The organism is Pseudomonas sp. MYb185 (assembly GCF_002979975.1).
Classification (GTDB): domain Bacteria; phylum Pseudomonadota; class Gammaproteobacteria; order Pseudomonadales; family Pseudomonadaceae; genus Halopseudomonas.
The window spans coordinates 90,850-115,987 of the sequence record NZ_PCQD01000010.1 but is presented as its reverse complement, the minus strand read 5'-3'; the positions used below and the strand labels follow the sequence as shown (position 1 = coordinate 115,987).

General features: G+C 62.8%; 15 protein-coding genes. 13 read left to right on the top strand and 2 right to left on the bottom strand.

Going from position 1 to position 25,138, the window contains the following annotated elements:
• Positions 1–423 precede the first annotated feature (423 nt).
• From cysP to CQ007_RS15065, 7 genes are all read left to right on the top strand, one after another.
• Positions 424–1,446, top strand: a complete 1,023-nt coding sequence (gene cysP / locus CQ007_RS15095; protein WP_177424373.1) for a thiosulfate ABC transporter substrate-binding protein CysP — start codon at positions 424–426, stop codon at positions 1,444–1,446.
• Positions 1,447–1,460: 14 nt separating this feature from the next.
• Positions 1,461–2,327 (top strand): sulfate ABC transporter permease subunit CysT, encoded by an 867-nt coding sequence (gene cysT / locus CQ007_RS15090; protein WP_105646663.1) that lies wholly within the window; start codon positions 1,461–1,463, stop codon positions 2,325–2,327.
• A 5-nt stretch (positions 2,328–2,332) separates the two neighbouring features.
• Positions 2,333–3,196 (top strand): sulfate ABC transporter permease subunit CysW, encoded by an 864-nt coding sequence (gene cysW, locus CQ007_RS15085; RefSeq protein WP_105646662.1) that lies wholly within the window; start codon positions 2,333–2,335, stop codon positions 3,194–3,196.
• Positions 3,196–4,326 (top strand): sulfate/molybdate ABC transporter ATP-binding protein, encoded by a 1,131-nt coding sequence (locus CQ007_RS15080; protein ID WP_105646661.1) that lies wholly within the window; start codon positions 3,196–3,198, stop codon positions 4,324–4,326. Before cysW ends, CQ007_RS15080 begins: the two co-directional genes overlap by 1 nt.
• 135 nt (positions 4,327–4,461) lie before the next feature.
• On the top strand, positions 4,462–5,061 hold the full coding sequence (locus tag CQ007_RS15075; protein WP_105646660.1) for a porin family protein: 600 nt from the start codon (positions 4,462–4,464) through the stop codon (positions 5,059–5,061).
• Between the two features lie 171 nt (positions 5,062–5,232).
• On the top strand, positions 5,233–6,330 hold the full coding sequence (gene nspC, locus CQ007_RS15070) for a carboxynorspermidine decarboxylase (RefSeq protein WP_105646659.1): 1,098 nt from the start codon (positions 5,233–5,235) through the stop codon (positions 6,328–6,330).
• A gap of 41 nt (positions 6,331–6,371) precedes the next feature.
• The gene (locus CQ007_RS15065) at positions 6,372–7,610 is read left to right on the top strand and encodes a saccharopine dehydrogenase family protein (RefSeq protein WP_105646658.1); all 1,239 of its coding nucleotides are present in this window, start codon (positions 6,372–6,374) and stop codon (positions 7,608–7,610) included.
• A 62-nt stretch (positions 7,611–7,672) separates the two neighbouring features.
• On the opposite strand, the gene CQ007_RS15060 is transcribed toward CQ007_RS15065, so the two are convergent.
• A complete protein-coding gene (locus CQ007_RS15060; RefSeq protein ID WP_105646657.1) occupies positions 7,673–9,364 on the bottom strand; it encodes a VOC family protein in 1,692 nt (563 codons plus the stop codon).
• 192 nt (positions 9,365–9,556) lie between these two features.
• On the opposite strand from CQ007_RS15060, the gene CQ007_RS15055 reads away from it, so the two are divergent.
• From CQ007_RS15055 to CQ007_RS15035, 5 genes are all read left to right on the top strand, one after another.
• On the top strand, positions 9,557–10,903 hold the full coding sequence (locus CQ007_RS15055; protein WP_105646656.1) for a glutamine synthetase family protein: 1,347 nt from the start codon (positions 9,557–9,559) through the stop codon (positions 10,901–10,903).
• A 104-nt stretch (positions 10,904–11,007) separates the two neighbouring features.
• Positions 11,008–14,475 carry an exodeoxyribonuclease V subunit gamma gene (recC, locus tag CQ007_RS15050; RefSeq protein ID WP_105646655.1) on the top strand — a complete coding sequence of 1,156 codons (3,468 nt, stop codon included), beginning with the start codon at positions 11,008–11,010 and terminating at the stop codon, positions 14,473–14,475.
• Entirely contained in the window at positions 14,472–18,131 is a 3,660-nt protein-coding gene (gene recB / locus CQ007_RS15045; protein ID WP_105646654.1) for an exodeoxyribonuclease V subunit beta, read from the top strand. Before recC ends, recB begins: the two co-directional genes overlap by 4 nt.
• Positions 18,128–20,215: an exodeoxyribonuclease V subunit alpha gene (gene recD, locus CQ007_RS15040; protein WP_105646653.1), complete on the top strand. Its 2,088-nt coding sequence runs from the start codon at positions 18,128–18,130 to the stop codon at positions 20,213–20,215. The genes recB and recD overlap by 4 nt, the downstream gene beginning before the upstream one ends.
• A gap of 369 nt (positions 20,216–20,584) precedes the next feature.
• A complete protein-coding gene (locus CQ007_RS15035) occupies positions 20,585–20,782 on the top strand; it encodes a hypothetical protein (protein WP_105646652.1) in 198 nt (65 codons plus the stop codon).
• Positions 20,783–20,862: 80 nt separating this feature from the next.
• Here the strand turns inward: CQ007_RS15035 and metE are convergent, their stop codons facing one another.
• Entirely contained in the window at positions 20,863–23,169 is a 2,307-nt protein-coding gene (gene metE, locus CQ007_RS15030) for a 5-methyltetrahydropteroyltriglutamate--homocysteine S-methyltransferase (protein ID WP_105646651.1), read from the bottom strand.
• A gap of 300 nt (positions 23,170–23,469) precedes the next feature.
• On the opposite strand from metE, the gene CQ007_RS15025 reads away from it, so the two are divergent.
• Positions 23,470–25,137, top strand: coding sequence for a BCCT family transporter (locus tag CQ007_RS15025; RefSeq protein ID WP_105646650.1), 1,668 nt, complete (start codon positions 23,470–23,472; stop codon positions 25,135–25,137).
• The last annotated feature ends 1 nt before the right edge of the window (position 25,138 follow it).

Genomic DNA, 25,138 nt, shown 5'->3' with positions numbered 1-25,138 from the left:
CCGAACTCAGCAGTGAAACGATGCATCGCCGATGGTAGTGTGGGGCTTCCCCATGTGAGAGTAGGTCATCGTCAAGCGCCAAACGCAGAACCCCGATCAGAATACTGATCGGGGTTTTGTCTTTTCTGCGCTCCCAATGTGTCCTGCCAGCACCGCCGTCGTCGAGCAGGTCACAGGCGCTCGACAACCCGGGAGCGGCAAGCGGGGGTGTAGCGCGCCTGCGCTACGCCTGGCGCGGCAGTACATCCCTGTGTTGATCCCGAGTGCGGGCTTGGCGCACTACACTCCACGATAATCCGCCTCCTTATTCCTTATCGTTTTGAGTGATAAGCAAAACGGTCTAATTAGAATATTGTTATATAAGGTGGGCTTCGTTATTCTCTTTGGTCTGATTAATCGCAGCAGTAACTGCCTGGAGGATGTATGACCACTCACCGTTCCCTGTTCAAGCGAGCCAGCCGTTGGGGTGGAGCGCTGATGCTGAGCGCCGGCTTATCCATGGGTCATGCGCAGGCAGCTGATCAGGAGCTGCTCAACTCCTCCTATGACATCGCCCGCGAACTGTTTTCCGCCTATAACGAGCTGTTCGCCGAGCAGTGGCAGGAAAAGACCGGCAAGACGGTAGAAATCAAGCAGTCCCATGCCGGTTCCTCGCGTCAGGCCCAAGCCATCATCCAGGGGCTGCGTGCCGATGTGGTGACCTACAATCAGGTGACCGACGTGGATATCCTGCATGAGCGTGGCAATCTGATCCCCGAGAACTGGCGCGAGCGTCTGCCCAATGCCAGCTCGCCGTACTACTCGACCATGGCTTTCCTGGTCCGCAAGGGCAACCCGAAGAATATCCAGAACTGGGATGACCTGGCTCGTAAGGACGTAAGTTCTGTACTGCCGAACCCGAAAACGTCGGGTAACGGTCGCTACACCTATCTTGCTGCACTGGGTTATGCCCAGAAAACCTATGGCGAAGACCAGGCAGCCATCGACAACTTCCTGCGTACTTTCCTCGGTAACGTGGCTGTGTTCGATACCGGTGGACGCGGTGCTACCACGACCTTCGTGGAGCGCGGTATCGGCGATGTGTTGCTGACCTTCGAGTCGGAAGTGAACAACATTGCTGCTGAGAACCCTGACTATGAAGTGGTTGTCCCCAAGATCAGTTTCCTGGCTGAGTTCCCGGTGACATGGGTAGACCGCAGTGTCAGGCAGAATGGCACTGAAGAACTGGCCAAGGCCTATCTTGAAGGTCTTTACACTGAAGATGCCCAGCGCCTGATTGCCGGCTTCTACAACCGGGTGCATAACGAGACGGTCAAGGCTGAGTTTGCTGACCAGTTTCCCGATCTGGAGCTGGTTTCCGTCGAGCAGATTGGTGGCAGTTGGGAGAACGTGATGAAGGAACATTTTGCCAGCGGTGGTAAACTTGACCAACTTCAACGTCGGTAACTAGCCTTCATCCAATGAATCGATCTTTTTCCGGCCTGTTGCCAGGCCGTTCCAGCCAACCCGGCAAGCGTGTCTTGCCGGGTTTTGCTTTGAGCCTCGGTATTTCGCTGTTCTTCATCAGCGTTGTCCTGATACTGCCGGTTACCGGCCTGATTGCCCATACGGCGGGGATGGGCTGGGAGCAATACTGGGCCGTTATCACCGATGAGCGGGTCGTCGCCTCCTACAAGGTTACCCTTTGGACAGCAGCGCTGGCGTCAGTGATCAACGCAGTGGTGGGGCTGCTGCTGGCCTGGGTTCTGGTGCGTTACGAGTTTCCCGGCAAGCGCATCATGGATGCGCTGGTCGACCTGCCGTTTGCGCTGCCTACGGCGGTGGCGGGTATCACTCTTGCAGCCCTGTTCGCCCGGGATGGCTGGTACGGTCAGTATTTTGCTGCGCTCGGTCTCCAGATCTCCTTTACCCCGCTGGGGATCATCGTCGCCATGTCCTTTACCAGTCTGCCCTTTGTGGTGCGTACGGTGCAGCCGGTACTGGAAGACCAGGCGCCAGAGGATGAAGAAGCAGCAGTCAGTCTGGGGGCGTCGGACTGGACGGTGTTTCGGCGTATCCTGTTTCCGGCTATCTGGCCGGCGTTGATGACCGGCATAGGCCTGTCCTTCACCCGCAGCCTGGGTGAGTTCGGCGCGGTGATCTTTATTGCCGGCAATATGCCCTACGTCAGCGAGATTACCAGCTTGATGATCTTCGTGCGGCTGCAGGAATTCGATCATGCTGCGGCCAGTGCTATCGCTTCAGTCGTATTGATGGCCTCGTTGGTTCTGTTGCTGAGTATCAACCTCTGGCAGGCGCGTTATCTGCGCCGGCTGCACGGGAGATAACGTACATGCAACAACGCAAGACGATGCGTGCGGGTGATCAGCCCTGGGTCAAGTGGTCGCTGATCGCACTGGCGATGATCACCACCATGCTGATGCTGGTGATTCCGCTGATCCTGATCTTCGATATGGCGCTGTCTGCCGGGGCGGGCACCTACTGGGATAACCTCACCAACCGCTATACCCAGCACGCCATTGGCCTGACGCTGCTGGTGGCGGCGTTGACGGTACCGATCAACCTGGTATTCGGGATCTTCCTGGCCTGGCTGGTGACGCGCTTCGAGTTTCCCGGGCGCAAGGCGCTGATCACCCTGATCGATATTCCCTTCGCGGTATCGCCCGTGGTGGCGGGTCTGCTCTATCTGCTGTTGTATGGCAGCAATGGCTGGCTGGGCAGTTGGCTGATGGACCGGGATGTGCAGCTGATGTTCTCCTGGCCCGGCATCGTCATGGTCACTGTGTTCGTCACCTGTCCCTTCGTCGCCCGCGAACTGATTCCATTGATGCAACAGCAGGGGCGTGAAGAGGAAGAGGCTGGGGTGGTGCTGGGCGCTACCGGGTGGCAACTGTTCCGCCGGGTTACCCTGCCGAATATCCAGTGGGCACTGTTGTACGGCGTGGTATTGACCAACGCCCGGGCGGTAGGGGAGTTCGGCGCCGTATCGGTGGTGTCGGGCAATATCCGTGGCGAGACCAATACCCTGTCGCTGCATGTCGAGTTGCTGTATCAGGATTACAACGTGGTCGGTGCCTTTGCCAGCGCGTCGCTGCTGGCCGGTATAGCGCTGCTGACCATCGTCGTGAAAAGTTTCGTGGAGTGGCGCCAGGCCCGTCAGCGTGCTCCTCTGGATGATCTATCGGATAGTCGCTGATGAGTATTTCCATCGAAGGTATTAGCAAGCATTTTGGCTCTTTCCAGGCCTTGCGAGACATCTCGCTGGATGTCCCGGATGGCCAGCTGGTCGGTCTGCTGGGCCCGTCGGGGTCGGGCAAGACCACGTTGCTGCGCATCATTGCCGGCCTGGAAACCGCCGATGAGGGGCGTATTCTGTTCCAGGGCGAGGACGTCACACGGTTGCATGTGCGCGAACGCCGGGTCGGTTTCGTGTTCCAGCATTACGCCCTGTTCCGGCATATGACGGTGGCACAGAACGTGGCCTTCGGCCTGGATGTGCTGCCCGCCCGGGAGCGCCCGCCAGCGGCGGAAATTCGCAAGCGTGTGCAGATGCTGCTGGAAATGGTGCAACTGGGCCATCTGGCGCAGCGTTATCCGGTGCAATTGTCCGGTGGCCAGAAGCAACGTATCGCTCTGGCCCGGGCGCTGTCGATGAAGCCGCAGATCCTGCTGCTGGATGAGCCCTTCGGCGCTCTGGATGCCAAGGTGCGCAAGGACCTGCGTCGCTGGTTGCGGGCGCTGCACGAAGAGTTCCACTTCACCAGCGTATTCGTCACCCATGACCAGGAGGAGGCGCTGGAACTGTCCGATCAGGTGGCGGTGATGAGCGCTGGGAATATCGAGCAGGTGGACAGCCCGCAGAAGCTCTATGCCCAGCCATCCAGCCGCTTCGTGTTCGACTTTCTGGGGCAGGTGAACGTCTTCGCCGGAGAGGTCGAAGAGCAGGTGCTGCGTCAGGGCGAGGCCTGGGTGCGCTTACCGCAGCCGCCGCAGGCTCAGGCTCAGGCGTTGCAACTGTACATGCGCTCCCATGAGGTGCACTTGCAGACAATGCCGGCGGCGCACGCCCATCTGCCCCTGCGCATTGACTCCATCAGCCTGGTGGGTGCCGAAGTGCGCCTGGAGCTTTCACCCATCGGCTGGGAATCGGAGGAGCCATGGGAAATCGGTATCACCCATGCCCAGTTCAACAGCTGGCAGCCGAGTCGGGGCGACCAGTGCTACGCCGCGCCCCAGGTGTCCCATGCCATTGCCCAGGGCGCTGACGCACCGGAGACGATACGCTGGCAGGCAGGGGAGATGGATGACCCGGCTGCCATGATATGACGCTGTGATGATGTTGGCGTGATATTGGGATGACATCTTTCGGTGCGGTGATTTACTATCCTTTTGCGTGCTCTGGCCACGCAAAAGGACAGGCTGTCATGGAGACAGCTTCAAAGGACTAGATGGAGCAAGTTCATGTTTCGTAAATCACTGTTGGCGGTAATGGTTTCCGGCCTGATGGTAGCCGGAGTTCAGGCTGCGGAAAGTCAGGTCAATGGTTATCTGTTTGGCAATGTGGGTCAGGCGGATTATGACTTTGGCAGCTATTTCAAGCCATTTGCTGGCTCGGTAGACGAGAAGGACACTGCGTTCAAGGTGGGTGCAGGGGTTCAGCTGAATAAGTATGTTGGTGTCGAGTTGCAGTATATTGACCTGGGCGAGGCGACTTACAAGCAGCCCGACTACAAGGAAACGATCGAGGTTTCCGGCTATGGTGCCAACCTCGTGGGTACCCTTCCCCTGAATCGCTTCAAGCTCTATGGCAAGGTGGGCTATCACCAGTTGGAAGCAGATTACAAGGCTAAGGATACGTTTTTTGATGAGCGTGCCAGCTCTTCCGAAAAGGACTGGATTACCTCCTATGCGGTTGGGGCAACTTTTGCAATCAATCCCCAGTTTGAAGTGGCCGTGGAGTATGAGCGGTACAATGATGTCGAGTACCGCGATATTGAGGCTGGACGCGATGTAGAGGTTGACATAGACCTGGCCACCATCGGCCTACGCTACAACTTCTGATCTGCCCCGCCCGGGCCTCTCGCGCCCGGGCTCCTCCAAGCAGGTAACAAGCGGTATGAATCCGCCTCGTTCGCCCCGCAAATTTTCTCGAAGCACCGCACCCTTTGCTCTATAATCGCCCGTTTGCGTAATGCCTGGCCTCGTGCCGGACAGATTGAGGGCAATCACACCGTGATCAAGACGCCGTATTACCTGATCGACAAGAGCAAACTGCTGCGCAACATGGAGAAGATCGCCTATCTGCGCGAACACTCCGGTGCCAAGGCGCTGCTGGCTCTCAAATGCTTTGCCACCTGGTCGGTTTTCGACCTGATGGGGCAATACATGGACGGTACCACTTCCTCTTCCCTGTACGAGGTCAAGCTCGGCAAGCTCAAGTTCGGTGGTGAGACCCATGCCTACAGCGTGGCCTACGCCGATGATGAGATCGAAGAGGTACTGGCCCATTCGGACAAGATCATCTTCAACTCCATCAGCCAGCTGCAGCGCTTTGCCGGTGCCTCGGCCAGCCACATCCGTGGGTTGCGCCTGAATCCGCAGGTCAGCAGTTCGGACTGGCTGATTGCCGATCCGGCACGGCCATTCAGCCGCCTGGGCGAATGGGATGCGCAGAAGGTCGAGCAGGCGATCGACCAGATCTCCGGCTTCATGATCCACAACAACTGCGAAAACAGCGACTTCGAGCTGTTCGACAGCATGCTCGGGCACATCGAGGAGCGTTTCGGCTCCCTGCTCGAGCGGGTCGAATGGGTCAGTCTCGGCGGTGGTATTCATTTCACCGGTGAGGGTTATCCGCTGGATCGACTGTGCGCCCGGTTGAAGGCATTTGCCGAGCGCTACGGGGTGCAGGTCTACCTCGAGCCGGGTGAGGCCGCCATCACCCAGAGCACCTCGCTTGAGGTCACGGTGCTGGACACCCTCTACAATGGTAAGCAGTTGGCCGTGGTCGACAGCTCGATCGAGGCGCACATGCTGGATCTGCTGATCTACCGCGAATCGGCGAAGATGGTGCCCTGCGATGGTCCCCACGAGTACATGGTCTGTGGCAAGTCCTGCCTGGCCGGGGACATCTTCGGTGAATTCCGCTTCGATCGCGAGCTGCAGATCGGTGATCGGCTATCGTTTATCGATGCTGCCGGTTACACGATGGTAAAGAAGAACTGGTTCAATGGCGTGAAGATGCCATCCATTGCCGTGCGGCAGCTCAACGGTGACGTCGAGCTGGTACGCGAATTCGGATTCGATGACTTTGTGAGTGGCCTCTCCTGAGGTCAAATTCCCAGCCCAAGGAGGCAATTAGAGGAAAGATAATGAAGAGAAACGTTCTGATTATTGGTGCCGGAGGAGTGGCCCAGGTCGTTGCGCACAAGTGCGCGCAGCATAACGACGTACTGGGTAACATCCATATCGCCTCGCGTACTGTCGAGAAGTGTCAGCAGATCGTCGACAGCGTGCGAGAAAAGGGCAGTCTGAAAACTGCCGGTGAATTGCAAGCCCATGCCCTGGATGCACTCGATATCGAGGCCACCAAGGCTCTGATTGGCAAGACACAGTCGCAACTGGTCATCAACGTCGGATCGCCTTTCATCAATATGTCGGTATTGCAGGCCTGCATCGAGACCGGTGCCGCCTACCTGGATACCGCCATTCACGAAGACCCGGAGAAGATCTGCGAGACGCCGCCGTGGTACGGCAACTACGAGTGGAAGCGCCGCGAGCTGTGTGAGCAGAACCAGGTCACCGCCATCCTCGGGGTTGGCTTCGATCCGGGCGTGGTCAACGCCTATGCCGCCATTGCCGTGAACGAATATTTCGACACGGTCAGTGACATCGATATCATCGATATCAACGCCGGCGATCATGGTCATTATTTCGCCACCAACTTCGATCCGGAGATCAACTTCCGTGAGTTCACCGGTCGGGTATGGAGCTGGCAGAACAGCCAGTGGGTGCAGAACAAGATGTTCGAGATCAAGCGCACCGACGATCTGCCGGTGGTCGGCGAGCGTACCAGCTACATGACCGGTCATGATGAGCTGCATTCGCTGTCGAAGAACCTCGATGTGCCGAATATCCGTTTCTGGATGGGCTTTGGTGATCACTACATCAACGTGTTCACCGTGCTGAACAGCCTGGGCCTGCTGTCCGAACAGCCGGTCACCACCGCCGAGGGGCAGGAAGTGGTGCCGCTCAAGGTGGTCAAGGCAGTCCTGCCCGATCCGGCATCGCTGGCACCGAAGTACACCGGCAAGACCTGCATCGGTGACAAGGTCAAGGGCAAGAAGGACGGCAGGGACAAGGAAGTGTTCATCTACAACGTCGCCGACCATGCCGAAGCCTACCAGGAAGTGGGCAGCCAGGGCATTTCCTACACCGCTGGCGTGCCGCCGGTGGCAGCGGCTATTCTGATCGCCCAAGGTGTGTGGGATGTGCAGAAGATGGTCAACGTCGAAGAGCTGGACTGCAAGCCCTTCATCAACCTGCTCAACGAGATCGGCCTGCCGACCCGTATCCAGGATGAGGATGGCGACCGCCTGCTGAGTTTCTGAGGCGTTTGTCCGTGATTGAAGGTCCCCGGCTCCGGCCGGGGATCTTCGTTATGGGGACCAGGTTACTGCAGTCCCCACTCCGCCTGTCGGATCTCGATCGTGCTGCCATCCAGGTCCCTGGCGTAGCCCACCAGCTGCCCCGTGAGGCCTTCGTCCTCCGACACCCCGGGAGCCTGCACCAGCTCGCCACCCGCCTGCTCGACGGCCTCGGTGAACGCGGTAGGGGCAATGCTGCGGATCTCCATTTTCACCGGATTGTCCTGATAGTGATGACTGCCACCATTGGTCCAGTTCATCAGTACCAACGCCGAGCCACCATAGCCCTGCAGGATGTACTCGTTGTACATGCCCGGGATCGGCAGGTACATCAGTTGCCGGAAGCCCAGTTGGTCGACATAGAAGGCCCGGGCCTGTTCCAGATCGCTGACCCCGATGCCGAAGGCGCCGAAGTAGGAATGCTCGGCTTCCGGCTCAGAGACCAGTTCGATCAGGTTGTTGTTCAGGTCGCGGCCAAAGCCGACCGTCACCCCCAGTACCGGGTCGGTGGCGGGGGGCAGGGTGATGCGTCCGCCGGCAGCGATGAAGGCGTCGATATAGCTGGCCAGATCCCTGATGTAGAACACCAGCTTGCCGGGGTTCTGCCGGTAGTTGCGTGGCAGGCCATCGGTGAACCCCATCAGTACCACCTGCGAGCCGGTGCCATCGGCCGATTCCAGTACCACCTCGTCCCGGTTATCGCGGCTGCGTCGCTCCACCACCTGCATGCCCAGACCAGTGGTATAGAAGGTCTCCGCCGCACCCAGGTCCTCTACGCCGATGGCGGCGGCTCCCAGGTAGGCGCGAATGGATTGGCGGATTTCCAGCAGGGTGCCATCGGGGTCGCTGGCATAACCGATGCTGGTCCGGGGCAGATCCGCTTCGCTGGACGGGGCCGGCTGGCGGAGGATCTCTGCACCGGCATTGGCCAGGTTGTCGGCCAGGGACTGCGGGTCGGCGCTGGCCAGCTGCAGTTTCAGCGGATTGTCCTGGTAGTTCGGCTCGCTGCCGTTGGTCCAGTGCATCAGCACCAGGGCAGATCCGCCAGGCACCGGTGAGATCAGGGTGTATTCATCGTACAGGTTGGGTACCTGCAGGAACTCCTGCTCCGTCAGCCCCAGGGCATCGCCATACAGACGGCGTGCTTGTTGCAGGTCGCTGACGCCGATGCCGACGGCGGCGAGGAACGAATCAGCCAGGGTGGGCACGCCGACCATCTCGATCAGGTTGTTGTCCGGATCGCGGCCGAAGCCCACCAGAGTACCGTCATATTCCGGCAGCGGACTGGGCGGTGCGGTGATGCGCCCGCCGGCGGCTTCGAAGCGCTCGGCAAAGGTGTTGGCATCCTTTGCATAGAACACCAGCTTGCCTGGATTCTGCTGGTAGTTCCGACCCACGCCGTCGGTAAACTCCATCAGCAGCAGCTGAGAGCCGCGCCGATCAGCCGATTCCATGACCACTTCGATACGATCCTCCCGGGTCAGCCGCTGCAGCTCGCGCATGCCCAGCCCGTTGCGGTAGAAGCTGACGGCAGCCTCGAGGTCGCTGACACCGATGCCGACCGCCTCCAGATAGGTCGGGCTGTTGGCCGGCCCAATGGGTGGCTGGGGGTCGCCGGGGGCGCTATCGCGGCTTGATCCGCTGCCGCCGAGGCAGCCGGCCAGCAACAGGGGGAGCAGCAGCGTACTCAGCCCCTGCCAGAGTGTAGGTTTGTTCATGCGGACTCCTTGTTATTGTTATGAGAATGAATGTTCGTTCATATTTCGCGGCTACAGTAACTCATCCGGGTAATAGGCACCAGTACCCGTTCGGCATCATGACTGTCGGGCGGCAGGATTATTCACTGCCGTCTCGATGCGGTAATATCGACACCTTTCCGGGCAGGCAGCTGTCGCAACAAGGTACTTTTCATGACTTCCCTCTCCGTAGCCCAATCGCTTTCCCAGCGTCTGGCCGGCATTGCCGAGGTCGAATGTGTGATCGCCGACATGAACGGCATACCTCGGGGCAAAGTGATCAACGCCCAGGCCTATGCGCAGGGGCGCCGGGTACAGATGGCCCATGGTGTGCTGGTGCAATGCCTGACCGGGGAATACCCTGACCCGCGCTACTACGGCTATGACGACAGTGACTTCATCCTGCGTACCGTGCCTGGCCAACTGCATGTCACGCCCTGGACGGCCTCGCCCCGGGCGCTGGCGCTATGTGAAGCGCTGGAGGTGGACGGTGCGCCTTCCAGACTGTCCTCCCGCAGCATGCTGCAGCGGGTAGTGGAGCGCTATCAGGCCCGGGGCTGGTCGCCGAAGGTGGCCACCGAGATCGAGTTCTATGTCTTCGAGCATAATCCCGACGTGCTGCAGCCGTTTCGCCCGCCGCTGGGGCTGGACGGCCGGCGTGAGGTCGGTAACCAGGCATTTGCCCTGGGTTCGGTGACCGGTCTGCAGCCATTCTTCGCCGAACTCAAGGCTGGCATGGCGGCGGTGGGGATTCCCTGCGAGGCGGTCATGCACGAGATGGGGTTGAGCCAGTACGAGGTCAACTTCATCCATGACGATCCGCTGCTGATCGCCGACCAGACCTTCCTGTTCAAGTACCTGTTGCACGAGATCGCGCTCAAGCATGGGCTGATCGCGGTGTGCATGGCCAAGCCGCTGTCGAGGATGCCCGGCTCTTCCATGCATATCCATCAGAGTGTGGTGGACCAGGCCGGGCAGAACATCTTCACCGACGCCACCAGCCAGGAGGCGACGCCGCTGTTCCGACACTATATCGGTGGTCTGCAGGCCGGGCTGGGCGATCTGATCCTGTTGATGGCACCGAACATCAACTCCTACCAGCGTTACTGTCACACCTATGCTTCGCCCAACAACCTGTGCTGGTCGCAGGACAATCGGCGTACCGGGTTGCGCGTGCCATTCAGTGAACCGGATGCACGGCGGGTGGAGAACCGGGTGCCCGGTGCTGACGCCAATCCCTACCTGGCGCTTGCCGCGACCCTCGGCGCCGGGCTGTACGGCATCGAACGCCAGCTGCAGCCGGACCTGCCGGCCCAGGGCGAGTTCGAGGTGCCGGATGATCTGCGCCTGAGCTGCACCCTGCACCGGGCGATTCGTCGGCTGCAGGTCAGTGAAGTGGCCCGCGCGATGTTCACCGAAGAGTTCATCGAAGGCTACCTGGCCTGCAAGCGCCTGGAGCTGGACAGCTTCATGGACGAAATCAGCCCCTGGGAAAGGCGTTACCTCGGCAGCCAGGTATAGCCGCTTATCGCCCTGGGATGAGGTACCCTGCGGATACGAGGTTTGCCATGAAGCATCAGCAGACCCCGCCTGTGCGCCACTGTTGACTGAATAACGGAGCCCTCATGCAGGAAGCCCAAGATCTCGCGCCCGGTTTGATGATCATCCACGGCAACCGCCTGGAGAGCCTGCGCGAGCTGGTGGTCGACTGGCTGCGGGCTCATCCGCTGGCGCCGCTGGAGAATGAGGTGATGCTGGTGCAGAGCAACGGCATCGCCCAATGGCTGCGCATGGCGCTGGCAGCGGACCCGGAGCAGGGCGGCTGTGGCATTGCCGCCGCGGTGGATGTGCAACTGCCGGCGCGCTTTCTGTGGGATGCCTATCGCGGCGTGCTGGGCCGCGAAGCGGTGCCGGAAACCTCGCCGCTGGACAAGCAGCCGCTGACCTGGCGCTTGATGCGCCTGCTGCCGGCGCTGCTCGAACAGCCTGAATTCGAGCCACTCAAACACTTTCTCGCCGATGACCGTGATTGCCGCAAGCGCTACCAGCTGGCCGAGCGCCTGGCCGATCTGTTCGATCAGTACCAGGTGTATCGTGCCGACTGGCTGAACGACTGGGCCGAAGGGCAGGATCGCATTGGTCTGGCCCGTCAGGGCCACCGGCAACTGGAGCCGCAGGAGCGCTGGCAGCCAGCGCTGTGGCGGGCGGTGCTGGCCGATGTCGGTGCCGAGCGGTTGAGCGACAGTCGGGCCGGCATTCATCCGCGGTTTGTCGGACATCTGTTGAGTGCCGGTCAACGTCCCGGCGGCCTGCCGCGCCGCGTGGTGGTGTTCGGCATATCCTCGCTGCCGGCGCAGACGCTGGAGGCGTTGGCGGTGATCGGCCGTTTCAGCCAGGTGCTGCTGGCGGTACTCAACCCCTGCCAGTACCACTGGGGCGATATCGTCGCCGATCAGGACCTGCTACGGCATCAGTATCGCCGCCAGCAGCGCCGGCCCGGGGTGCCGGTGCAACTGGATGACGCACTGCTGCACCAGCATGCCCACCCGTTGCTGGCGGCCTGGGGCAAGCAGGGCCGGGACTACATCAACCTGCTCGACCAGCACGACGAACGCGGCAGCTACGAGTCGCGCTTCGCTGCGATCAATGGTGGCCGGGTCGATCTGTTTACCGCGCCCGAGGGCCAGACCCTGCTGCAGCAACTGCAGCAGGACATTCTCGAACTGCGCCCGCTGGCGGAAAGTCGCGCCTGCTGGCCGCCAGTCAGGGCCACCGAGGATACCTCGTTGCGTTTCCAGCTGGCGCACAGCGCGCAGCGCGAGGTGGAGATCCTGCATGATCAACTGCTGGATGCCTTCGACCGTGACCCGAGCCTGAAACCGCGGGACATCATCGTCATGGTGCCGGACGTGAATACCTATGCTGCCCATGTGCAGGCGGTGTTCGGCCAGTATGCCGCGGATGACCCGCGACACATCCCCTTCACTCTGGCTGACCAGGGGCAACGTGGCCAGGAGCCGCTGCTGATTGCCCTGGAACACCTGCTGCGGTTGCCTGACAGCCGGCTGCCGGTCAGTGAAGTACTCGATCTGCTGGACGTACCGGCGTTGCGCGGGCGTTTCGGTCTGAGCGAGGCCGAGCTGCCAACCCTGCAGCGCTGGATCGAGGGGGCTGGTATCCGCTGGGGTCTGGACCAGCAACGGCGCCAGGCCCAGGGACTGCCGCCGGGGTTGGATAGCAACAGCTGGCGCTTCGGGCTGCGACGCATGTTGCTCGGTTATGCCAGTGGCACGGCACCGGCCTGGCAGGGAATCGAGCCGTATGACGAGATCGGTGGGCTGGATGCGGCACTGATCGGTCCCCTGAGCCAGTTGCTGGAGCGTCTGGATGAACATGAACGGCTGCTGGGTCAGCCGGCATCACCGGTGCAATGGGGCGAGCGCCTGCGCCAGTTGCTGGCAGACTTCTTCGCTGCCGAGGGTGAGCGTGACCAGCTGCTGCTGGCGCAGTTGCAGGAAGGGCTGGAGCATTGGCTGGAGCTGTGCGAGTCGGTGGGGCTGGTGGAGCCGCTGCCGCTGACCGTGGTCGCCGAAGCCTGGCTGGCCAGTGTCGGCCAGGATACCCTCAGCCAGCGGTTTCTCGCCGGCGCGGTGAATATCTGTACGCTGATGCCCATGCGCGCCATCCCGTTCCGGCATATCTGCCTGCTGGGCATGAACGACAGCGACTATCCCCGGGCCCAGCCACCGCTGGATTTCGATTTGATGGGCAACGACTACCGTCCCGGCGACCGCTCGCGTCGTGAGGATGACCGCTACCTGCTGCTGGAGGCGCTGCTGTCGGCCCGCGACGGTCTGAGCATCAGTTGGGTCGGGCGCAGCATCCGCGACAACAGCGAACGTCCACCCTCGGTGCTGGTCGGCCAACTGCGCGATCATCTGGCTGACGGCTGGCAGCTGCAGGGCGGTGGCGACCTGCTCGCCGCGCTGACCACTGAACATCCGCTGCAGCCCTTCAGCCGCCGCTATTTCGATGGTCGCAGCGCATTGTTCAGCTATGCCGGGGAGTGGCGCGCGCTGCACGAAGCTGGTGGCCGCCGGCAGGCCGACGCGCAGCTGAGTGAACTGGCCGCGGCCGCGCCGATCGAAGCGGACACCCTGCAGCACTTTCTGCGCAGTCCGGTGGAACACTTCTTCGCCACCCGGCTCAAGGTGCACCTGCGTGAGCAGGACAGCATCACTGAGGATGACGAACCCTTTGCCCTGGATGGGCTGGATCGGCATCAGCTCAGCCAGTGGCTACTGCAGCAGGCGGTGGCCGAGCCGGAGGGAAACTGGGACCAGCGCCTGCAACAGGCCGCCGGGCGTCTCAGCGCCCGTGGCGAGTTGCCGCTGGCCGGTTTCGGCGAGTTGGCCCGGGAGCAGTTGCTTGATCCCCTGCAGGATCAACTGGCGCGCTATCGAGAGCAATGGCTATTGTGGGATCAACCGCATGAACAGCCTCTGGCCCTGGCGGTGGCGATCCCCCAGCTGGAACTGCGCAGCTGGCTGGCTGCGCCCCGTGGCTCATCCAGCCAGGCGGGCTTGGCGCGGGTGGCGCTGATTACCGGCAGATTGCTGGACAACCAGGGTAAGGAGCTGCGCTGGCGCAAGCTGCTGGCGGACTGGTGCCTGCATGTGCTGGCGGCGGCCAGCGGCCATGCGTTGCATACCCGTCTGGTCGGCGAGGATGCCAGTGTGCTCATCCAGCCGCTGGACACCATCGAGGCCCAGGGGATTGCCCATGGCTGGCTGCAGGCCCGGCAACAGAGCCTGCAACGGCCGTTGCCGGTGGCACTGGAAACCGCCTTCGCCTTTCTGGCCGGAAAGGACGAGCAGCGTATGGCCAAGGCGCGCAGCTGCTATGAAGGTTCGGCCTACCTGACCGGCGAAGTGCAGAAGAGCCTGGCGCTGCAGCGCAGCTATCCGGACTTCGCCAGCCTGTGGCAGGACGGCGAGTTCGAATACTGGGCGCAGCAACTGTACCAACCGCTGCTGCAGGCACAGACCGACCGGGTGCTGCAGCTGTTACGGGCTGGGGAGGATGAGACATGAGCGACACTCGTATACCCCTGGCCCTTTGCTGTCCGTTGCACGGCAGCCGGCTGATCGAGGCCAGCGCCGGCACCGGCAAGACCTTCACCATCTCCGCTCTCTATCTACGCCTGGTGCTGGGCCACGGTGGCGAGGCCGGCTTTGGCCGTGAGCTGTTGCCGCCGGAGATCCTGGTGGTGACCTTTACCGATGCCGCCACCCAGGAGCTGCGTGACCGCATCCGCGCCAGGCTGGTGCAGGCTGCCCAGGCCTTCCGCGGCGAGCTGGAGGAGCCCGATCCGATTCTCCGGAGGCTGCTCGCCGATATCGATCCGGCCGAGCACGCCGGCAGTGCCCGCAAGCTCGATATTGCCGCCCAGTGGATGGACCAGGCGGCGGTCTCCACCATCCACAGCTGGTGCCAGCGCATGCTGCGTGAACACGCCTTCGACAGTGGCAGCCTGTTCGAACAGAGCCTGGAGACCGATCACAGCGACCTGCTCGCCGAGGTAGTGCGCGATTACTGGCGTCAGCACTGCTATCCCCTGCAGGGCCCAGCACTGGGCTGGGTCAATCGCCACTGGCAGTATCCCGATCAGCTGGGCACCCAGGTGCGCCGCTGGCTGGATGTGCACGCAGGGGAGGAGGAGGGCAGCCTGCAACTGCTGCTCGAGCAACAGCTGCAGCAGGCGGCCGAGATGCTGGAGGGCCTGCGCCGACCCTGGTTGCAATGGCTGGATGAGCTGCAGCTGTTTCTCGAACGGTGCTGCGAGGCGGGCAGTTTCAATGGCAACAAGCTCAAGCCGAGCATCTACCAGCCGCGCCTCGATCAGCTGCGAGCCTGGTGTGCGGACAGCGGCGAGCTGACCTTCAAGAATGACTATTTCAAGCGCTTCACCCACGAAGGGCTGCAGGATGCCTGCAAGAAGGGTGTCGAGCTGGAACTGCCCGCCGGCGTCTGCGCGGCGCTGGATGACATGGCCACCCTCGAACAGCGGCTGGCCGCGTTGCCCGATCCGACCCAGCCAGCCCTGCTGCATGCCGCCGGCTGGATCAGCCGGCGTTTCGAGGCGGAAAAGCTGCGCCGCGCCCAGATGGGCTTCGATGACATGCTCACCCGGCTGGATGCCGCATTGCAGGGCAGCAATGGCCAGCGACTGGCCGAGGTCATCCGCCGGCAGTTCCCGGTGGCCCTGATCGATGAGTTCCAGGATACCGATCCGCTGCAGTACCGCATCTTCGACAGCATCTACCGGGTCCAGCAGAATGACCCCGATACCGCGCTGCTGCTGATCGGTGATCCCAAGCAGGCGATCTACGCCTTCCGCGGTGCCGACATCCACACCTATCTCGGTGCCCGGACCGCCACTGCCGGGCGGCACGAGAACCTGGATACCAACTTCCGCTCCAGCCAGGCCATGGTCGCTGCGGTCAACCGCGTCTTCAGCCAGGCCGAACAGCAGTGGCCCGCTGGCGCCTTCCTGTTCCGGCACGGCGAGGATAATCCGCTGCCATTCCTGCCGGTCAAGGCCAGGGGGCGTGACGAGGTCTGGACACTGGACGGCCAGCCGGGGCCGGCCCTGACCGCCTGGCACCTGGGCGGAGAGCAACCGCTGAGCGGGGAAAGCTACCGCAGCCAGATGGCCGAACGCTGTGCCAGCGCCATGGTCGAGCTGCTGCGGGCCGGCCAGCGCGGCGCGACCGGCTTCGCTGATCCGCAGAAGGGATTGCAGCCGGTGCGCCCGGCGGACATGGCGGTTCTGGTGCGTACTGGCCGGGAGGCCCAGGCGATCCGCCAGGCGCTGGCGGCGCGCGGGGTGCGCAGCGTCTACCTGTCGGACAAGGACTCGGTACTGGCCACCCTGGAGGCCGCGGACATGCTGCGCTGGTTGCGCGCCTGTGCCGATCCGGGCAATGACCGCCTGCTGCGGGCCGCACTGGCCAGCCCGACCCTGGCCTTGAGCTGGGCCGAGCTGGAGCTGCTCAACCAGGATGAGCGCCTGTGGGAACGCTGGGTCGACCAGTTCCGTGACTATCGCCAGCGCTGGCTGCGCCAGGGTGTGCTGCCGATGTTGCACCGCCTGCTGCACGACTTCCGCCTGCCGGCGCGGCTGGTCGAGCAGGGGGACGGCGAGCGACGGCTGACCAACCTGTTGCACCTGGCTGAATTGCTGCAGCAGGCGGCGCGCGAGCTGGACGGCGAGCAGGCCTTGATCCGCCATCTGGCCGAGCTCATCCGCCGGGCCCAGGACGGCAGTGGTGGGGAGGAACAGATACTGCGCCTGGAAAGCGATGCCGATCTGGTCAAGGTGGTGACCATCCACAAGTCCAAGGGCCTGGAATACCCGCTGGTGTTTCTGCCTTTCATTGCTCACAGCCGCGCGGTGAAAGCGGGGGAGCCGGTACGCCTGCACGACGGTGGGCGGGCCCGCTGGATCCTGGAACCGACCGAAGAGCAGCTGCAACAGGCCGACCGCGAGCGCCTGGGCGAGGACCTGCGACTGCTGTATGTGGCCCTGACCCGCGCCCGCCACGCCTGCTGGCTGGGGTTGGCGGATCTCAAGTCCGGCCAGGGTCGCAGATCGGTACTGCATCACAGCGCCATAGCCTGGCTGCTGGCCGGCGGTGAGCCGCTGCCCGAGCCCGCCAGCCTGCCGGGCTGGTTGCAGCAGTGGCAGCCGCACGGGGCAGATGGGGTGGTGGCGGTAGTGCCTGCGCCCGAGGCTGGCGAGCAGCCGTACCAACCGGTGGCCGACGATAGCGGCGAGCTGCACGAGCGCAACCCGCATCACCCGCCCTTCGAGTCCTGGTGGATCGGCTCCTACAGTGCCCTGGCGGTGGGCGGCGAGGCACCGGACTCACCGTTGTCAGGACAACTCAACGACGATGAGCGCAACCACCGGTTCCTGCCGCTCAAGCCCGGGGAGGTGCCAAGCATCCACCGCTTCCCCCGCGGTCCGCAGCCGGGCACCTTCCTGCATGGACTGCTGGAACTGGCTGGCCGCGAAGGCTTTGCCCAGCTGACCGATTCGGCTGTGTGCCGGGAGCGTCTGTATCCGCGCTGCCAGCGCCGGGGCTGGGGCGAATGGAGCGACTGTCTCGGGCAGTGGCTGAGCGGCCTGCTGCAACGCCCGGGCCTGGTGCCCGGCAGCGAGCTGAGCCTGGCCGACCTGTCGGAGCGGCAGTACCAGGTGGAAATGGAATTCCTGTTCAGCGCCGCGCGGGTCGATGTGCAGCGCATCGACCAATTGGTCTGCGCCCATACCCTGGATGCAAAAGCCCGGGCGCCGTTGTTGCGCGATCGGCTCAACGGCCTGTTCAAGGGCTTTATCGACCTGGTATTCGAGCACCAGGGGCGCTACTACGTGGTGGATTACAAGTCCAACTGGCTGGGTGTCGATGCCGATGCCTACACCGCTGAGGCCATGGGCGCGGCGGTACTCGAGCACCGCTATGACCTGCAGTACGTGTTCTACCTGCTGGCGCTGCACCGCCAACTGCGCGCGCGGCTGGTGGATTACGACTACGACCGGCATGTGGGGGGCGCGCTGTACTGGTTCATCCGTGGCGGCGAGGCGTCGGGCGCCGGCATCTGGCATGACCGCCCGCCGCGTGAGCTGATCGAGAGTCTGGACCGGCTGTTTGCCGGGCAGGCGCAGGAGGAGAGTGTTCCATGAGCAGCGGCGACATCGAGCGGTACGACCAACTGGACCTGTTGGACAACCTGTCCACGCAACCGCCGGCCGTACTCGGCAGTGACGAGATACTGCATCAGCTCGCGCAATGGGTCGAGGTCGGCTGGCTGCGCGCCCTGGACCGGGCGCTGGCGGTATTCCTGCTGGACATGCAGCCGACCGCCGAGCCCCTGGCGCTGTTGGCCGCGGCACTGGCCAGCCACCAGTTGGGGCATGGTCACGTGTGTCTGGACCTGGGCGAGACCCTGAGCGCTCCCGACCTGAGCCTGTCATTGCCGCCGGAAGGGCAGCAGGCCGGCCAGGACATCCGTCTGCCCTCGCAGCTGCTGCGCCCGGTGACGGTCGAGCAGTGGCGCCAGGTGCTGGCCGCCAGCCCGCTGGTCGAGCAGCCAGGCGGCGAGGGCGACGCGGAGCCGGGCGAGCGACCGCTGGTGTTGCATGGCCAACGACTGTACCTGCGTCGCTACTGGAATTATGAGCGGCAGGTGGCCACCGCCCTGCAACGGCGACTGCAGACACCGCTGGCGCTGCCGGAGAATCTACCCGGCCAGTTGCAGCAGCTATTTGCCGACAGCCAGCAACAGCCGGACTGGCAGCAGCTGGCCTGCGCCCTGGCGGCGCGGGGTGCCTTCAGCATCATCACTGGCGGCCCCGGCACCGGCAAGACCACCACCGTGGTGCGCCTGCTGGCATTGCTGCAGGCTCCGGCGGTGGCGGCGGGGCAGCCTCTGCGCATCCATCTGGCTGCCCCGACTGGCAAGGCCGCGGCGCGGCTGACCGAGTCCATCGGGCGTCAGGTCGGCGGCCTGCAGGTGGCTGAAGTGGTACGCGAGCAGATCCCCCGGGAAGTCACCACCCTGCACCGCTTGCTCGGCAGCCGCCCGGACAGCCGACACTTTCGTCACCATGCCGGCAACCTGCTGGCGCTGGATGTACTGGTGGTCGACGAGGCGTCGATGATCGATCTGGAGATGATGGCCTGCCTGCTGGTGGCACTGCCGCCGCGGGCGCGATTGGTACTGCTCGGTGACAAGGATCAGTTGGCCTCGGTGGAAGCCGGTGCGGTGCTCGGTGATCTGTGCCGGGATGCCGAAGCCGGCCGCTACAGCGATGAGACGCGCCACTGGCTGGAGCAGGTCAGCGGTCAGTCGCTGGCTGCGGCGGGATTGCAGAGCGGCGATGCGCAACGCCACCCGCTGGCGCAGCAGACGGTGATGCTGCGCCACTCCCATCGCTTCGGTGCGGCCAGTGGCATCGGTGAACTGGCCCGGGCGGTGAACCGCGCCGATCCGCGGGCGGCCAGGCAGGTGCTGGCCGATGCCCGGTATCGGGATATCCACAGCCATGTGCTGCAGGGGCAGGGCGACCCGGCGCTGGCGCAACTGGTGCTGGGCGGCGATCAGTTGCCCGGCTATGCCGAGTACCTGCGGGTGCTGAGCGAACAGCGGCCACCGGCGCAACTGGCTGCCCGCGACCCGGCCTGGGAGCAATGGGCGCAGCAGGTGCTGAAGGCTTTCGATACCTTTCAGGTACTCTGTGCGGTGCGCCAGGGCCCCTGGGGGGTTGAGGGGCTCAACCAGTCGATCGCCGGGCTGCTGCACCGGCGTGGTCTGCTGCCCGAGCCGCGGGGCTGGTACGAGGGGCGGCCGGTGCTGGTGACCCGTAATGACTACGCGCTGGGGCTGATGAACGGTGACATCGGCATCGCCCTGATGGTCCGGGAGCCGGCATTGCAGCCCGGTGAAGCGGAACCCCACGTGCTGCGGGTGGCCTTCCCGCGCAACGACGGCGCAGGTGGCCTGCGTTTCGTGCTACCCAGCCGGTTGAGCGGGGTGGAAACCGTATTCGGCATGACCGTGCACAAGTCCCAGGGCTCGGAGTTTGCCCACGCCGCGCTGGTGCTGCCGGAGACCCGCAGCCCGCTGCTGACCAAGGAACTGGTGTACACCGCCATCACCCGGGCCAGTCGGGATTTCACCCTGGTGGAGACGCGTGCCGGGATCTTCGATGCTGCAGTGGCGCAGCCCGTGCGGCGCTTGAGTGGGCTGGAGCTGGGGCAGGGGTGAGTGCATTCACGCAACTGATGCTATCGAACAGCGTCAGACATGCTAGAATTCCTTCGCTCCGCTGGCCGTCCGGCCAGAACGTCATTCGACAAGCTGTCGACTACCCGACAGTGTCGTATCAAGACGGGCGACGACCACTGCATGATGGCTTTTCCGTTCGTCGCATGAAGCGGAGTCGAAGGGACAACTTCCGGCCAGAGCGGTCTGATAGCATGATCTGTGGTTATCCCGACTGTCACTGACGTACCCCGGCGCCCATGCCCGCAAACACGCTCGGACCTGTGTGAGTTCGGCTTCGCCGTATCCGGTTTTGCTTGATTGTCGCCCGGTACAAGACAGGTCTTCTTTAAGATTCGTGATAGGTTGCCTATGACCAAGAATGCTGCGTTTCGGGAAATCGAACGCAAACTTGCCGAGAGCCTGGAACAACTCGAGGCGAAGAAAAAGACTGAACGCCTGCGCGAGGCGCGGGAGTTTGGTGATGAACTCAAGGCGCTGATGAAAAGCTACCGACTCAGCGCACCTGATGTACTGGCCATTATCCACTCGGCTGAGGTCCGGCCCTGATCATCCTTCGCCTTCGCGAAGGATGACGGGGTTAGGTGAGCAGCATTGCGGCGCAGGCCGGGAGTCGCTGCTCGCAAGTATCAGGCGCTGAGCGCAGATTCGCCACGCAACTCGCGCGCTGCCGCAACCATGTTCACCAGCGCCGCTTCGGTTTCCGGCCAGGCCCGGGTCTTCAGGCCGCAGTCCGGGTTGACCCACAGCCGTTCGGCGGGAATACGCTGCGCTGCCTTGCGCAGCAGCGTGACGATGTCGCCGGTGCTGGGCACCCGTGGCGAGTGGATGTCATACACCCCCGGGCCGATCTCGTTCGGGTAGGCGAACTGCTCGAAGGCTTCCAGCAGTTCCATGTCCGAACGCGAGGTCTCGATGGTGATCACATCGGCATCCATCGCGGCGATCGATTCGATCACATCATTGAACTCGCTGTAGCACATGTGGGTATGGATCTGGGTTTCATCGCGTACACCGCTGGCGGTCAGGCGGAAGGCCTCGGTGGCCCAGTCCAGGTAGTGCTGCCAGCCCGACTTGCGCAGGGGCAGACCCTCGCGAAAGGCGGCCTCATCGATCTGGATCACCTTGATACCCGCGGCTTCCAGGTCCACCACCTCGTCACGGATTGCCAGCGCCAACTGGCGTGCCTGCTCCTCGCGGGGGATGTCGTCCCGCGGGAACGACCACATCAGCATGGTCACCGGGCCGGTCAGCATGCCCTTCATCACCTTGTCAGTCAGGCCCTGGGCGTAGGTGATCCAGTCCACGGTCATCGCCCTGGGGCGGCTCAGGTCGCCATAGATCACCGCTGGCTTGACGCAGCGTGAGCCGTAGCTCTGTACCCAGCCAAAGCGGGTGAAGGCGTAGCCATCGAGTTGCTCGGCGAAATACTCGACCATGTCGTTGCGCTCGGCCTCGCCATGCACCAGCACATCCAGCCCCAACTGCTCCTGCACCTTGACCGCATGGCGGATTTCGCTATGCATGGCCTCGGTGTATTCAGCCTGGCTGAGTTTGCCCTGCTTGAATGACTGGCGAGCCAGGCGAATGGCCGGGGTCTGCGGGAAGGAGCCGATGGTGGTGGTCGGGAATGCCGGCAGGTTCAGGCCGGCGCGCTGCTTGGCAATACGCTCGGCAAAGGGCGCATGGCGCTGGCTGTCCGCAGGGCGGATGGCCGCCAGGCGGGCCTGCACCTGCGGCTTGTGGATGCGTGCGGAGGCGTCGCGGCTGGCCTGTACGGCACCGCTTTCAGCCAGGGCGGCAGCCACTTCAGGCGAATCCGGCTGGTTGACTGCACGGGCCAGGGTCGCCACTTCGGCGCATTTCTGTACGGCAAACGCCAGCCAGCTCTTCAGTTCGGCGTCCAGTTGGTCTTCGCGGTCCAGATCCACCGGGCTGTGCAGCAGTGAGCAGGACGGAGCCAGCCACAGGCGTTCGCCCAGGCGCTCATGGGCATGGCGGACCACTTCAAGGGCCTTTTCCAGATCGCAGCGCCAGACGTTGCGGCCATTGACCAGGCCCAGCGACAGCACCTTGTAGGAGGGCAGGCGGTCGAGAATGGTCGGGTATTGTTCCGGTGCGCGCACCAGGTCGATATGCAGACCGTCGACCGGCAGACCGGCCGCCAGCCCGAGGTTGTCTTCGAGACCGCCAAAGTAGGTGGCGATCAGCTTCTTCAGCGGCTCTTTCTGCAGCAGGTTGTAGGCCCGTTCGAAGGCGTTCTTCCATGCCTGCGGCAGGTCCAGCACCAGGATCGGTTCGTCGATCTGTACCCACTCCACGCCTTGTGCAGCCAGACGCTGGAAAATCTCCCCGTACAGCGGCAGCAATCGATCCAGCAGGTCGAGCTTGTCGAACTCGTCACCCTTGACCTTGCCCAGCCACAGGTAGGTCAGCGGCCCAATGACTACCGGCTTGACCTTGTGCCCGAGGGCAATGGCTTCGTCCACCTCCTCGAACAGCTGCTCCCAGCTCAGTGCGAACTGCTGGTCTGCGGTGAACTCGGGGACCAGGTAGTGGTAGTTGGTATCGAACCACTTGGTCATTTCCTGGGCATGCGTGCCGCCACAGCAGCAGTCGTGGCCAACGGCACCGCGGGCCATGGCGAACAATGTCTGCAGGGTGGGCTTGGCGTTGTCCTTGCTGCGAAAGCGCTCGGGAATGACGCCGAAGGTCAGGGAGTGGGTCAGCACCTGGTCGTACCAGGCGAAGTCACCGACCGGCAGCAGGTCGATGCCGGCATCCTGCTGTGCCTGCCAGTGAGTGGCACGCAACTGTTTGCCGATGGCGCGCAGGCCAGCTTCATCCAGGTCGCCTTTCCAATAGGCTTCCTGGGCTTTTTTCAACTCGCGATCACGCCCGATGCGTGGGAAACCAAGGTTGTGGGCCAGGCTCATGACAGATCCTCCAGTAAATAATCCGGAGAGGATTGTCGGTACTCGGGCTGAATGAAACAAACTCAATTTATTTGTGTTGAAGTTTAAAAAAACTCATGATGCCATGACCCCAAATGTGGTGCTGCCCGCCGCTTCGCCGCCGAGGTGGAAGTGTTACCGATTTTTACCATCCGTCCCGTTGCGTTACCATGTGCCGCCTGTGCAGCAATTCCTCGACCAGGCGACTACAGTTGAGTCAGTTTCAGTCTGCTTCTGCTTATCTGTCGTGCTGGCGAGTAACGCCATACAAGGAGCGATTCCATGGGAACCCAGCCCACGAACGAGAACGAGCCGATAGCACCAGTCATCAATGATGATGGCATTCCCGCCCCATCGGGCGAAACCAATCTGATCGATACCGATTACGTGGTCGGGCAGGATAACTTCTCCGGTCAGTTGACCATCAACCTGGATATCCACAGCAAGGTTTTCCTGATTTCAGCGGGCACCATTCTGCTGTTCGTGCTGTTGACCCTGGCATTGCAGGATCAGGCTGAGGCGGTATTCGGCAGTCTGCGCGGCTGGGTGACCGGCAAGATGGACTGGTTTTTCCTGGCGGCTGCGAATATTTTCGTGGTGCTGTGCCTGGCCTTGATCGTCTCGCCGCTGGGCAGGGTGCGCATCGGCGGTAAGGAGGCGACACCGGATTACACCTATTTCGGCTGGTTTTCCATGCTGTTCGCAGCCGGCATGGGCATCGGCCTGATGTTCTATGGGGTCGCCGAGCCCATGTCGCACTTCACCGCCGCCTACGACGGCATCACCTTGGGTGCCAATGGTGAGCGCACCGACTGGGCGCCACTCGGCGGTGCTGCCGGCAATGCTGAAGAGTCCATGCGTCTGGGCATGGCGGCGACCATTTTCCACTGGGGTCTGCATCCCTGGGCGATCTACGCGATAGTCGCCTTGTCGCTGGCGATCTTCTCCTTCAACAAGGGGTTGCCGCTGAGTGTGCGCTCGATCTTCTATCCGCTGCTGGGGGAGCGGGTCTGGGGCTGGCCGGGACACATTGTCGACATCCTTGCGGTGTTCGCCATCATGTTCGGTCTGGTTACTTCCCTGGGGATCGGCGCTCAGCAGGCGGGTGCAGGTCTGGAGCACCTGTTCGGTATTCCAACCGGTAACCTGACCATGGTACTGCTGATCATCGCCATCACCGCAGTGGCGCTATGGTCGGTGGTGTCTGGGGTGGACAAGGGTGTGCAGCAGCTGTCCAAGATCAACCTGCTGCTGGCGGTGGCGCTATTGCTGTTCGTCATCGTCGTTGGGCCGACGCTGGAAATCTTCAAGGGGCTGTTCAGTAACTTGAGCGCCTATGTCACCTACCTGCCGGCGCTCGCCAATCCGGTCGGCCGGGAGGATGTCAATTTCGTCCAGGGCTGGACCGCCTTCTACTGGGCCTGGTGGATCAGTTGGTCGCCCTTTGTCGGCATGTTCATCGCCCGTGTCAGCCGTGGGCGCACGGTTCGGGAGTTCCTGATTGCGGTAATGCTGGTGCCATCACTGGTGTCGGTATTGTGGATGACCTCCTTCGGTGGAGGCGCCATTCATCAGGTGCTGGTGGACAACTTCACGGGTGTGCAGGAGGCGGCGCTGGAGCTGCAACTGTTCACCATGCTCAGTCAGCTGCCGCTATCGGGCATCGCTTCGTTCGTTGGTATCGTGCTGGTGGTGATGTTCTTCATTACCTCCTCGGACTCCGGCTCGCTGGTGATCGACACAGTGACGGCCGGCGGCAAGGTCAACGCACCGGTATCCCAGCGGGTGTTCTGGGCGGTGATAGAGGGTGTGCTGGCCATTGCCCTGTTGCTGGGTGGCGGGCTGGTGGCGCTGCAGGCCATGGCGGTGTCCACCGGACTGCCGTTCACCGTGGTGTTGCTGGTCGGTTGCATCGCCATCGTCAAGGGCTTGATGAGCGAGCCGCGCTAGC

Excerpts from the sequence above, each read along its gene's own strand:
- CQ007_RS15060 (WP_105646657.1), bottom strand. The coding sequence starts at position 9,364 with ATGAACAAACCTACACTCTGGCAGGGGCTGAGTACGCTGCTGCTCCCC.
- recB (WP_105646654.1), top strand. The coding sequence starts at position 14,472 with ATGAGCGACACTCGTATACCCCTGGCCCTTTGCTGTCCGTTGCACGGC.
- cysT (WP_105646663.1), top strand. The coding sequence starts at position 1,461 with ATGAATCGATCTTTTTCCGGCCTGTTGCCAGGCCGTTCCAGCCAACCC.
- CQ007_RS15035 (WP_105646652.1), top strand. The coding sequence starts at position 20,585 with ATGACCAAGAATGCTGCGTTTCGGGAAATCGAACGCAAACTTGCCGAG.
- CQ007_RS15075 (WP_105646660.1), top strand. The coding sequence starts at position 4,462 with ATGTTTCGTAAATCACTGTTGGCGGTAATGGTTTCCGGCCTGATGGTA.
- CQ007_RS15065 (WP_105646658.1), top strand. The coding sequence starts at position 6,372 with ATGAAGAGAAACGTTCTGATTATTGGTGCCGGAGGAGTGGCCCAGGTC.
- CQ007_RS15025 (WP_105646650.1), top strand. The coding sequence starts at position 23,470 with ATGGGAACCCAGCCCACGAACGAGAACGAGCCGATAGCACCAGTCATC.
- cysP (WP_177424373.1), top strand. The coding sequence starts at position 424 with ATGACCACTCACCGTTCCCTGTTCAAGCGAGCCAGCCGTTGGGGTGGA.
- recC (WP_105646655.1), top strand. The coding sequence starts at position 11,008 with ATGCAGGAAGCCCAAGATCTCGCGCCCGGTTTGATGATCATCCACGGC.
- metE (WP_105646651.1), bottom strand. The coding sequence starts at position 23,169 with ATGAGCCTGGCCCACAACCTTGGTTTCCCACGCATCGGGCGTGATCGC.
- recD (WP_105646653.1), top strand. The coding sequence starts at position 18,128 with ATGAGCAGCGGCGACATCGAGCGGTACGACCAACTGGACCTGTTGGAC.
- CQ007_RS15080 (WP_105646661.1), top strand. The coding sequence starts at position 3,196 with ATGAGTATTTCCATCGAAGGTATTAGCAAGCATTTTGGCTCTTTCCAG.
- CQ007_RS15055 (WP_105646656.1), top strand. The coding sequence starts at position 9,557 with ATGACTTCCCTCTCCGTAGCCCAATCGCTTTCCCAGCGTCTGGCCGGC.
- cysW (WP_105646662.1), top strand. The coding sequence starts at position 2,333 with ATGCAACAACGCAAGACGATGCGTGCGGGTGATCAGCCCTGGGTCAAG.